We start from the raw sequence: 10,979 nt of genomic DNA, 5'->3' as shown, positions 1-10,979 counted from the left end.
ACCAGTGGTTTCTCTACGGCACCTTCTACACGCTGGCCGTGCTCGTGATGGGCGGCCGGGCGCTCTGGAAATACCGCCACTCGCGCTACCACCTCATTCGCACCGTTTCGGTGATGTTTTTCCAGCTTGGCTTCGCTTTCATTTTGCCCAGTTTGCTGTTGGCGTTTCAGAAGCCGGAGTTCTATTTCACTTATTTCTGGCCCCTGAAATACGACTACCTGTTTCCCGGCACGGTGAGCTATCTGCTGAAAGACGGGCAGGCGCTGGGCACGTTCATGGTGTTCTGGAGCGCCCTGATGTCACTGCTGGCCACGCCGGTGCTCACGTATTTCTTCGGCAAGCGCTGGTACTGCTCGTGGGTGTGCGGCTGCGGCGGGCTGGCCGAAACCGCCGGCGACCCCTACCGCCACCTCGCCGACCGCAGCCGCGCCGCCTGGCGCCTGGAAGTGCGCCTGGTTTATCCCATTCTGGCCGCCATCGTGCTGATTACCATCCTGCTGTGGCTGGGTGTGGCCGGCAAGCTGCCGGCCTGGTTCACGACCGCGCAGACCTCGGCCATCGGCTTTTTCAATAATACCAGTCCGCTAAACGCCTTGTCCAAAACCTACGGCTTCGTCATTGGGGCGGTGTTTTCGGGCGTGGTGGGGGTAGGGTTTTACCCGCTGCTGGGCAACCGCGTCTGGTGCCGCTTCGGCTGCCCGATGGCCGCCTACCTGGGGTTGCTGCAAAAGCACTTTTCGCGCTTCCGCATCAGCACCAACGGCGGGCAGTGCATCTCCTGCGGCAACTGCTCCAACGTCTGCGAGATGGGCATCGACGTCAAGCAGTACGCCCAGCGCGGCGAGCCCATCATCCGGGCGTCGTGCGTGGGCTGCGGCATGTGCGCCACCGCCTGCCCGCGCGGCGTGCTGAATTTGGAAAACGGCCCGCGCCAGGGCCGCTACCAGGCTTCGCCGCTCATCTTGGCCGAGAGTTTGCAGATATTACCTTAGCAACATAATTTATGAATAAACTAAGGTTCAGCTATGCTCCTTTCCCCGCGCCGGCTTCTGGTGCTGCTACTGCTGCCGGCCCTGGGCGCGTGCAGCACCCTGACTGAAATCGACTCCTGGGTGCCCAACAGCAGCCGGCTGGAGCAATACAGCTCCACGTCGGGCCTGCCGCTCTACGGCCCCAGCCGGCCGCAGAAGCGTGTTTTTAACTTCGACCTCTATCCCAAAGGCTTTGACGAGGCCCGCGTCTTTCGCTTCGCGCCCTGCGCCGATGCCGCCGGGCAGATTTTCGCCCAGCTGCCGGAGCTGGCCGCCGAGCAGGAAGCGGCCGACGCCGTGATGCCGGGGGTGCTGCCACTGCCGGGGCAGCCGTACTACGTGGACGAGGTCGAGGTTTCCAACCGAGAGTGGCAGAACTTCCTCAACTACGTGCGCAGCGACTCCACCCTGCGGGCGTATCAGCGCCTGGTGCCCGCCGCTGAGGCCCAGCCCACACCCGACTATTTCACCAGCCCCTTCTACCGTCACTACCCGGTCGTGGGCATCACCTACGAGCAGGCCCAGAGCTTTTGCCGCTGGCGCAGCCGCATCGTCTCCGAGGAGGTGCAGTGGAGCCGCGCCACCCGGCAGGCCCGGCCCTCGCGCATCACGTACCGTTTGCCGACGGAGGCGGAGTGGGAGTTTGCCGCCGGCGGCTTCACGGGGCAGCCCTACGGCACCTCGTGCACCACGCGCCGGGTGTTGGTGGACCCGGCCGCAGCCGCTTACTTGCAGCTGCGCTCGAAAAGCACCACGCCCGCCGCCCAGATTGCCGAGGACATCAAGGCGTTCAACGCCGCTAAGACCAGCATCACCTGGTTTAACTGCCGGCGCGAGCTGCCCTATTTTCTGCAGGCGCCTACCCCCGACTATGTGTACAGCACCCCGCCCAACGGGTTTGGCGTGTACCAGCTCATCGGCAATGTGGCCGAGCTGGTGCAGGAGCCCGGCATCACCAAGGGCGGCAGCTACCGCGACCCGCTCGAAGCCTGCGCCATCAGCGCCCGCGGCACCTACGCCGGGCCGGCCCCCACCATCGGCTTCCGCTGCGTGGGCGAAGTGTCGTTTGCCAGCCAAAACCAGAAGTGAAGAAGGAAGGCACGCCGCGCGCCGCATCTTTGCGGGGCGCCCATCAAGCCCGCGCGCTTTGCCTTGCCCTTTCCTACCCCCCCTCCGCGCATCGACGTCATCATCCCCGCCTACAACGAAGCCCGGTCTATTGCCCAGGTAATAGCCGAAATCCCGGTCGGACTGGTGCGGGAAGTGGTGGTGGTCGATAATAATTCGAGTGATAACACCGCCGCCGTGGCCCGCGCTGCCGGCGCTACCGTGGTGCGCGAGACCCGGCCCGGCTACGGCCACGCCTGCCTGGCGGGCATGGCGCACATTTTCGGCAAGCCCGCCGCCGAGCTGCCCGACATCATCGTGTTTCTCGACGGCGACCACTCCGACTACCCCGAGGAAATGCCGGCGCTGCTGGCCCCTATCCTCGGCGGTGAGGCCGACATGGTGATTGGCTCGCGGGCGCTGGGCCAGCGGGAGCGCGGGGCCATGCTGCCCCAGCAGCTTTTTGGCAACTGGCTGGCCACCAAACTGCTGCGCTGGCTCTACGGCGCGCGCTATACGGATTTGGGACCGTTTCGCGCCATCCGGGCCGGGGCCTTGCAGCGGCTGAACATGCAGGATAAAACCTACGGCTGGACCGTGGAGATGCAGCTTAAAGCCGCCAAGCTGGGCCTGCGCGCCGTGGAAGTGCCCGTGCGCTACCGCCGCCGCATCGGCGTCTCGAAGGTGTCGGGCACGGTGAAGGGCACGCTTGGGGCGGGCTACAAGATTCTGTGGACGATTTTCAAGTACCGCTGAGGCTATTTGGGCGGCGGCCAGCAGTAGCGTGGACTCTGTGAGTCCGCGAGTGAACGGTTATAATGGTGCACTCGCGGACTCACAGAGTCCACGCTACTTTCCCACCCGCATCATGCCCCGCTTCCCGGCCTTTTCCCTACCCCCCCGCTGGCGCTACTGGCCGGCGCTGCTGCTCAGCGGCGGCGCCTACGGCCTGCTGGCCTACGCTACGCCGCGCGCCCATTTCGGGCAGCTGCTGGGGCTGCTGGCCGTGGCGTTCGGAGCCTGCGCCTGGCTGCTGCGGGCGGAGCTGCCGCTGCGCGCGGGCCTGGCGGCGGCGGCCGTGCTGCGGCTCTTGTGGCTGCCGGCCCTGCCCGCTCTCTCCGACGACTACCACCGCTTCCGCTGGGACGGCCTACTGGTAGCCAGCGGCCAGAACCCCTTCCGCTACCGGCCCGATGAGCTAATGGGCCCGGCCGCGCCGGGCCAGCCGGTTTTCCCTACCCCCCCTCCGGCGCGCAAAGCCCTCTACCAGAAGCTGAACTCGCCGCACTACTACTCAGTGTATCCACCCGTGTGCCAGGCCGTGTTTGGGCTGGCCGCCGCCTTGTTCCCCACCTCGGAGCGGGGCTTTGTGCTGGTGCTGCGGCTAGCGGTGCTGGCCGCCGAAGCCGCCACGGCAGCGCTGCTGCTCTGGCTGCTGGCGCATTTTGGGCTGCCCCGGCCGCGGGCGCTGCTGTATCTGCTCAACCCGCTGGTGATTGTGGAGCTGACCGGCAACCTGCACTTTGAGGCCCTGCTGATTACGCTGCTGCTGGCGGCGCTGGCGCTGCTGGCCCGCGGGCGCCGGGCGTGGTCGGCGGGCGCGCTGGGGCTGGCCGTGGCCACCAAGCTGCTGCCGCTGCTGGTGCTGCCGCTGCTGGCGCGCCGGCTGGGCCCGCGCCGCTTCGCGGCTTATGCCCTGCTCACGGGCCTGACCTTGCTGCTGAGCTTCGCGCCCTTCCTTACCCCCGATTTGCTCGCTCACCTGGGCCGCAGCCTGCGGCTGTACTTCCAGCTTTTTGGCTTCAACGCCAGCCTGTATTATCTGCTGCGGGCGGCCGGATTCTACCTCAATGGCTACGTCCACAACCTGTATTTTGGGCCCGCGCTGGCGCTGGCGGCGGCCACCACCACGCTGCTGCTGGCGGCCCGCGAGCGGCAGCCCACGCTGCCTTCCCTACCCCCCACCCTGCTGCTGACCCTGACGGCCTACTATCTGCTCTCGCCCGTGGTGCACCCCTGGTACCTGACGCCGCTCGTGGCCCTGAGCGTGTTCACCCGTTACCGCTACGCCCTGGTCTGGTCGGGGCTGGTGGCGATGTCCTACGCGGCCTATCAAACGGCGGCCTACACCGAAAGCTTTCCCTTGATTGGCCTCGAATATGGCCTGCTGCTGCTCGTGCTGACCCTGGAGCTGCGCCGAAAGCCGGGCCCCAAACCAGCTTAAGCCAGCCGGGCGCCCTGCCGCCACGCGGCCAAATCCGCCGCCGTATCCACGTCGCGCAGCTGGGGCAGCTCGGCCACGCGCAAGCCCAGGCGCCGGGCATCGGTCAGTGTGGCGGCCCGCACGGCGGCGGTGCTCCAGGGCTTGTTCAGAAAGAAATCTGGAATTAACGCTTTCATTCCTAGCAGATAATAGCCACCATCAACCGCCGGGCCCAGCACTGCATCGTGGGTAGCCAGCGCCTGAAATGCCTTTTCCAGCAGCTCAGCGCTCAGGTCGGGGCAGTCGGTGCCGATGACCACGGCCGCCGTGGCGCCGGCAGCAAAGGCCGCCTGGAAGGCGGCGCTCATTCGCGCGCCCAGGTCGCCGGCGGGCTGCACCCGCTGCTCGTAGCCGGGCCAGTGGTTTTCAGTCACCGCCCGGCTGGGCCCGGCGGCCGTCAGCCACACGGTTTTGTGGGCGGCTACGCCAGCGGCGGCGGCGCGGGTCAGAGCCAGCAGCTCTTCATACACGGCCAGCGCCGCCGCTGGCCCAATACCTTGCGCCAGCCGGGTCTTGACCTGGCCCAGCTCCGGTGGGCGGGCAAAAATGAGCAGGTGGCGGGACATGGAGTGAAGGAGTTAGAAAGAACGTCATGCTTCGCTGCGCTCAGCATGACGTTCTTTTTAATTTATAACTCATCGCTCTTCTCCTACCCCTGCCACCCCTGCCTCAGCCAGCACCCTGGCAATGGCTTCGGCGGCGGCCTGCGGGTAGTAGTAGTGAGCAAAATGGTCGCCGGGCAGCTCCACGTAGGGCTCGTCGGGCGGGCGGATGATGTTGTCGCGGCGGGCGTGCAGGCGCAGCTCGGGCGTGATGGTGAGCGGCGGGGCGGGCGCAAACAGCACCAGCAGCTGCTGGTGCACGTAGCGCCGGCCGTAGCGGGTCATGCCGTCGGTAAGCTGGGCGTGCAGCGCCCTGGACTCGTCGCGGCGGTAGTTGCGCTTGGTGCGGCGCACCACATACTGGCTGTGGATGAGGCCGGTTTTCACGGCCAGGCCCAGCAGCAGCGGACTGCGAATCTTCGAGACAATTTTGGCTTGGTCGGTGAAGGCGCCGAGCAGCACAACCGGGCAGCCAACTTGCTGCTTGATGTGAGCCGCAATCCAGCCGCCCATCGAGTGGCCGATGAGCACATCCTGGCTTCTTATCTGATAGAGCCGAATCAGGTGCGTGGCCAGCGTAGCGGCGTTAAGCGGGCCGCGGGGCTGCCACTTACCAAACGCATCCTCCAGCTCCACATCGACGAGGGCGGCGCGAGCAGCAGACGGCAGCAGAGGCCGCAAGGGGTCGAAGATGGTGCGGTCCTCAACGTAGCCGTGGAGCAGGAAAAGGCGGGCCATTTGGGGTAATGAGCAATTAACAAGGAGCAATCAGAAATGCGGAATGAGCAAAGAAGCAGTCATGCCGAGCAGGTGGCGCACCAAGCCAGGGATGTGGCGGAGGAAAGCATCTCGCGGGGGAAATAACCAAGCTGAACCACCCGATTGGATTACTTGTCCGAGCAGGATGTCTCGCAAGCTCGATATGACCGCCTGAAGCCGGCGCCGGTGATGGCCACGGCGTAAGTAGTGTTCATTTTGATTAGTAGCGTTTTTAATTAGTAGTGTTTACTCTTTTAATAATAGTCACCAAATCATCCCGGTTTAGCGAGTGAATATACGCGGCTTGCCGAGTAGTTTAGGTTGGTGGCGGGGCGGCCGGCGGCTGGTTTTAACATCCATTGTAGAGCCGGCGCCGTATAGGCGACAGGTATTTTTCAAACCATTCCCCTTTTTTCTGATGAGCAAGTTCCTGATTGCCACCGCCGCCCTCGCCCTGAGCGTAAGCACCGCCGCCGTGGCCCAAGACGCGAAAGTGAAGTCCGACGACGAGAAGACCAAGACCACCGCCGACGGCATGACCACCAAAACCAAGATGGCCGATGACGGCAAGATGAAGGTCAAGGGCAAGGACGTGTCGGGCAACCGCATGAAGGCCAAGACCAAGCCCCGCACCGAGGCCGACAAGAAAAAGATGATGAAAAAAGGCCAGCTGACGGACGGCGACACGTCGGGCTCCGGCAGCATGAGCGGCGGCACGTCGGGCAGCACGGGCACATCGGGCTCGATGGATGCCTCGGGCAGCATGGGCGGCGGCACGGCGGCCGGCGTAATGGTGGGCGGCGCCATGATGACGCCCGACAAAGATATTGTGACCAACGCCGTGGGCTCGTCGGAGCACACCACGCTGGTAGCCGCCGTGAAAGCTGCCGGTCTGGCCTCGACGCTGCAAGGCGCCGGCCCGTTCACGGTATTTGCCCCCACCAACGCCGCGTTTGACAAGCTGCCCGCCGGCACCGTCAACACGCTGGTGCAGCCGGCTAACAAAGCCAAGCTGACCACCATCCTGACTTACCATGTGGTGCCCGGCCGCCTGCGCGCCGCCGACCTGACCAACGGTCAGGTCCTGACCACGGTAGAAGGCGAGCAGCTGACCGTAATGAAGAGCACCGGCGGCAGCGTGATGCTGAAGGACGCCAAAGGCGGCATGGCCAACGTGACCACCGCCGATGTAATTTCGAGCAACGGCGTGACCCACGTGGTTGACACCGTGCTGATGCCCACGAAGTAAGGCAATCGGTGAATGAGCGAATGAGTGATTGAGTGAAGTAGCCTGTTACTCATTCGCTCATTCACCGATTGAAAAAAAGCCCGACGCGCCAGTTGCGTCGGGCTTTTTGGTTTCCTACCCCGTCCGGCCCGGCTGCCGTGCTGGGGCTTTGGCTTCGACGAGGGGGTAGGAACTCTACTTCTACTAATGTAATGGGCTGCCCCGCTCGGACTGAAGCGGCAATCAATTTCCTTATCTTCCGCTGATTTTCAATTTCTTAACCAGCCTACCTCATATGAAAAACCTGCTGCTGGTCCTGGCTTTTATCCTGCTGCGCTTTTCGGTTGCGCAGGCGTGCTCTTGCGTGGGAGAGAGGATTTCCGAAAAGAAGAAGATAGCCAAGGCGTATAAGCAGGACGCGCTGATTTTCACCGGCCGCGTGCTCCGCGCCGATACGCTCATGGCCGGGGATACCCTGCATGGCCGGTCGCGGTTTTCGGGTGCTGACACAGTTTATACCCTGCGCCAAGCCACGGTACGCTATACATTCGCCGTTGCCCGGCTGCTGAAAGGGCCGGCCGGTGCCGCCACGGTAACGGTAAGCGCCCGCACCGACGACAGTGCCTGCGGCAAGGTGTTTCGGCTGGGCACCGACTACCTGGTTCACGCCTACTTGCTGGACCAGGAACAATCGCTGAGCGGAGACCTGAAGCGTATTCCGCCCTACTTTGCCACCAGCCTCTGCCAGCGCAACAAGGAACTGCGCGCTACCCGGCGCCCCGAGCTGCGGCAGTTGGCCCGGCTAGCAGCCAGAGAGTAAGCCAAAAAAATAAGACAGCCCGGCTGTGGCAACCCCAGCCTGGTGTGGGCGGTAAGAGCACTAACTATAAAATTTCCTACCCCCCTCTTTCCTTTTCAACCCATGCGCTCTCCCGCTCTGCTCACCGCCGCCGCGCTGCTGGTCACTTCCCCAATCCTGGCCCAGAACGATTACGAGAAAAGCGTCAAGGACGGCTTCGCGGTGAACGTGTTCAAGCCCGGCAAGGTGGAAGCCACCGATGCGCGCGTGGCCCAGCTCAAGGTGCCGGCCGGCTTCACCATCACTAGGTTTGCCGCTAACGCCGGCAAGCCGCGGATGCTGGCCGTGGCTTCCAACGGCGACGTGTACGTCTCGGACCGCGACCAGGGCACGGTGCAGCTGCTGCGCGACACCAACAAGGACGGTCGGGCCGACCTGATGAAGGAAGTGGCCCGCCGCCCCGACCTGCACGGCCTGGCCCTGCGCGATGGTAAGCTTTACCTGGCCGCCATCCGCGAGCTGTACGTGGCTGATATTAAGACCGATGGTACGCTCAGCGAGCTGAAAACCTTGTACAAGGACCTGCCTGATGCCGGCCAGCACCCCAACCGCACTCTCAATTTTGGCCCCGATGGCCAGCTTTATCTCTCGGTGGGCAGCACCTGCAACGCCTGCGACGAGCGCAACCAGGAAAACGCCACGCTGCTCCAAATCAACCCCGACGGCTCGGGCCGCCGCGTGTGGGCCAAGGGCCTGCGCAACACCATCGGCTTCGGCTGGCACCCGGCCACGCGGCAGCTTTTCGGCTTCGACCACGGCATCGACTGGCTCGGCGACGAGGACCAGCGCGAGGAGCTGAACGAGTTGAAGCAGGGCGCCGACTACGGCTGGCCCTACGTGTATGCCGACGGCCAGATTCCGCCCCATCCCCAGCCCAGCGGCGAGACGCCGGCGCAGTACGCGGCCAAAACCACTAAGCCCGCGCTGCTCTACGCCGCCCACGCTGCCCCGCTGGGGATGGTGTTCAACACTGGCGCGCAGTTTCCGAAGGAATATCAAAACGACGCCTTCGTAACCATGCACGGCTCCTGGAACCGCGCCCAGCCCAGCGGCTACCGCATCGTGCGCGTGCGCTTCAATGCCCAGGGCCGCCCCACCGGCACGGAGGATTTTATCACCGGCTGGCTGGTCAATGACAACAAGGAGCAGTTCGGCCGCGTCTGTGGTATTGCCCAGCACCCCGATGGCTCGCTGCTGGTTAGCGACGACTCGGGCGGCGTAATTTACCGCGTGGCGTACACGGACAGAAAAGGGAAGTAGTGATTAGTGGTTAATTCAGACCGTCATGCTCATCTGGCGTCCGCAAAGCGAAGCATCTCGCTTGGGGAAGTAGTCAGCTTGACCCTACGATTAGATTACTTCCTCAAGCGAGATGCTCCGACTCCGCAGCACGGACGCCAGATGAGCATGACATTCTAAATTACTTACTAACCAAATCCTGGTACTCAGCCTGGTGGCGCTGCACGAAAGCCTGCATGAATGAGCAGCTGGTTTTCACTGTCAAGCCTTCCTGACGGGCATAAGCCAGGCCGGCGCGGGCCAGCTCGTCGGCCAGACCACGGCCGCGCAGGGCCCCGTCGACATAGGTATGCGTGAAATCAACTGTGTCGGGGCCGGGCCGGGAATAAGCCAGCTCGGCGGGGTGGCCGTCTTCGGTGGCGGTAAATTTCTGGTCTTCGGCGTCGTGGCTGATAGTCATTGGTTGGAGAGAAAAGTAAGAATGAAGAGTTCGGGGCCGCAGCAAGCCCCTGCGGTACTCATCGTCCGGCGTGCGGGCCGATGTAGCCGATGCTGGCCTATTTGCGTAGAGTTGTTTACGGGCAGCCGCCCCGATTGGCTGCCGCGCCCGGCCCCGCTGTCTGGCCCAGCCATTCTTCATTTCTCATTCCTTATTCTTCATTCCCGATGCATCTGCCTTTCCTCACTCCCGAAGACCCGCGCCCCGAAGGCCAGGCCGAGAACGCCGCCGAGGCCCAGCCCAACCCCCATGACCCGGCCGTGCACGCCCACGCCCCCAGCTACGGCAGCTTCGGCCACCTCGAAGATGCCGCCAACGCTGCCGCCGCTGGCGAAACCACCCGCGGCCAGAACGACGGCTCAAACGACAACCCCGACGAGTTCAGTGAGTTCCGCACGGCGGCCCAGCCCGGCACCCAGGGCTATAAGTCCCAGACCACCACGGCCACCAGCGCCGGCGCGGCTTCCTACAACGGGGGCCGCGACGCCTCCAACGCTCACCCTGAAGCATTTGAAAAAGCCGAGGACGTGGCCCGCGCCGCCTTCGCCGAGGACGACCCGCGCTACGGCAGCGGCACCGAGTCGTCGTGGGCCAGCAACGAGCCCGCCCAGGAAAACACCGACATGAAGGGCGGCTTCGACCCCGCCCCGAAGGTATAATTTCCTTGAGCTATCAGCTACTAGCTAGTAGCTGATAGCTTTCTGATGCAAAACCACACTCACCAAAAAGCCAACTGCTATTGGCTAACCGCCCAAAAATATGGCAACTGAAAACCCAGCCGGCCGCAACGAGCGTCAGCGCCCCGACCCTACCAAATCATCCGAAGCTGCTTCCGTCGATGACGAAGCGGGTACCTCCGGTGCCATGCTCGACCGCGAAACCTACGGCCAGACCCTCGACCCCGACCGCGACGGCCAGCAGCGCGAGGACCAGATGGATGATTCGATGCGCTCGGACATGCAGGCGCCCCCCGGCCCGGCCCCGGCCTCGGACGAGAACCTGCCGCCCCAGCTCACCGACCCCAGCGACCGCGCCTTCACCTTGCCCGAAGAGCAGGTGTAGGCGGTAGATAATACTAATGCTGCCCAACGGGCGCGGAAACAAAGAGTCCTGCCATACTTGTCGTGGCAGGACTCTTTGTTTCCGCGCTCATCGTTTATTCGGTGTTCAATTAGTATCAATGCCCGCCCTACCCCCCGACCTGCGCCGCGCCCTGCTCGACCTGCCCCAAAAGGAGAAAGACCAACTCCTGACCCGCCTCGTGGCCCAGGACCCGGTGCTGACCGAGCAGCTCAGCTTCCGGCTTCTGGAGGGCGATGAGGCGCTGGCAACCCGCCGCCAGCGCCTGCGCCAGCAGGTCGATGACCCGGTGCGCGGCTTCCACCAGACGCC

The 10,979-nt window shown here is 64.0% G+C and carries 12 protein-coding genes and 1 pseudogene; 10 read left to right on the top strand and 3 right to left on the bottom strand.

Annotated features, from left to right (window positions below; translation table 11 throughout):
* From ACFE70_RS19685 to ACFE70_RS19670, 4 genes are all read left to right on the top strand, one after another.
* On the top strand, nucleotides 1-992 hold a 992-nt coding region (locus ACFE70_RS19685; protein ID WP_375419493.1), incomplete at its 5' end, for a 4Fe-4S binding protein.
* A 33-nt stretch (nucleotides 993-1,025) separates the two neighbouring features.
* Nucleotides 1,026-2,120, top strand: coding sequence for a formylglycine-generating enzyme family protein (locus ACFE70_RS19680; RefSeq protein WP_375419492.1), 1,095 nt, complete (start codon nucleotides 1,026-1,028; stop codon nucleotides 2,118-2,120).
* 63 nt (nucleotides 2,121-2,183) lie between these two features.
* Nucleotides 2,184-2,894: a glycosyltransferase family 2 protein gene (locus ACFE70_RS19675; protein WP_375419491.1), complete on the top strand. Its 711-nt coding sequence runs from the start codon at nucleotides 2,184-2,186 to the stop codon at nucleotides 2,892-2,894.
* Nucleotides 2,895-3,006: 112 nt separating this feature from the next.
* Nucleotides 3,007-4,362 (top strand): glycosyltransferase 87 family protein, encoded by a 1,356-nt coding sequence (locus ACFE70_RS19670; protein WP_375419490.1) that lies wholly within the window; start codon nucleotides 3,007-3,009, stop codon nucleotides 4,360-4,362.
* Here the strand turns inward: ACFE70_RS19670 and ACFE70_RS19665 are convergent.
* Nucleotides 4,359-4,967, bottom strand: coding sequence for a TIGR04282 family arsenosugar biosynthesis glycosyltransferase (locus tag ACFE70_RS19665; protein ID WP_375419489.1), 609 nt, complete (start codon nucleotides 4,965-4,967; stop codon nucleotides 4,359-4,361). The genes ACFE70_RS19670 and ACFE70_RS19665 overlap by 4 nt on opposite strands.
* Before the next feature lie 69 nt (nucleotides 4,968-5,036).
* Nucleotides 5,037-5,741, bottom strand: coding sequence for an alpha/beta fold hydrolase (locus tag ACFE70_RS19660; protein ID WP_375419488.1), 705 nt, complete (start codon nucleotides 5,739-5,741; stop codon nucleotides 5,037-5,039).
* Between the two features lie 766 nt (nucleotides 5,742-6,507).
* On the opposite strand from ACFE70_RS19660, the gene ACFE70_RS19655 reads away from it, so the two are divergent.
* From ACFE70_RS19655 to ACFE70_RS19645, 3 genes are all read left to right on the top strand, one after another.
* Nucleotides 6,508-7,011, top strand: a complete 504-nt coding sequence (locus tag ACFE70_RS19655) for a fasciclin domain-containing protein (RefSeq protein ID WP_375419494.1) — start codon at nucleotides 6,508-6,510, stop codon at nucleotides 7,009-7,011.
* Nucleotides 7,012-7,285: 274 nt separating this feature from the next.
* Entirely contained in the window at nucleotides 7,286-7,810 is a 525-nt protein-coding gene (locus ACFE70_RS19650) for a hypothetical protein (RefSeq protein WP_375419487.1), read from the top strand.
* Between the two features lie 102 nt (nucleotides 7,811-7,912).
* Nucleotides 7,913-9,109, top strand: a complete 1,197-nt coding sequence (locus ACFE70_RS19645; protein ID WP_375419486.1) for a PQQ-dependent sugar dehydrogenase — start codon at nucleotides 7,913-7,915, stop codon at nucleotides 9,107-9,109.
* Nucleotides 9,110-9,269: 160 nt separating this feature from the next.
* On the opposite strand, the gene ACFE70_RS19640 is transcribed toward ACFE70_RS19645, so the two are convergent.
* Complete coding sequence (locus ACFE70_RS19640; protein WP_375419485.1) at nucleotides 9,270-9,548, bottom strand: GNAT family N-acetyltransferase; 279 nt, start codon at nucleotides 9,546-9,548, stop codon at nucleotides 9,270-9,272.
* A 206-nt stretch (nucleotides 9,549-9,754) separates the two neighbouring features.
* Between ACFE70_RS19640 and ACFE70_RS19635 the strand changes: the two genes are divergently transcribed.
* From ACFE70_RS19635 to ACFE70_RS19625, 3 genes and pseudogenes are all read left to right on the top strand, one after another.
* Nucleotides 9,755-10,246, top strand: a complete 492-nt coding sequence (locus ACFE70_RS19635) for a hypothetical protein (protein ID WP_375419484.1) — start codon at nucleotides 9,755-9,757, stop codon at nucleotides 10,244-10,246.
* Between the two features lie 100 nt (nucleotides 10,247-10,346).
* The gene (locus tag ACFE70_RS19630) at nucleotides 10,347-10,649 is read left to right on the top strand and encodes a hypothetical protein (protein ID WP_375419483.1); all 303 of its coding nucleotides are present in this window, start codon (nucleotides 10,347-10,349) and stop codon (nucleotides 10,647-10,649) included.
* Nucleotides 10,650-10,767: 118 nt separating this feature from the next.
* A pseudogene (locus ACFE70_RS19625) lies at nucleotides 10,768-10,979 on the top strand (hypothetical protein); the annotation flags it as partial.

Origin of the sequence: uncultured Hymenobacter sp. (assembly GCF_964243305.1) — a bacterium.
Lineage (GTDB): Bacteria > Bacteroidota > Bacteroidia > Cytophagales > Hymenobacteraceae > Hymenobacter.
Note: the sequence above shows the minus strand (reverse complement) of the source record. Positions and strands in the feature narration are given on the sequence as shown.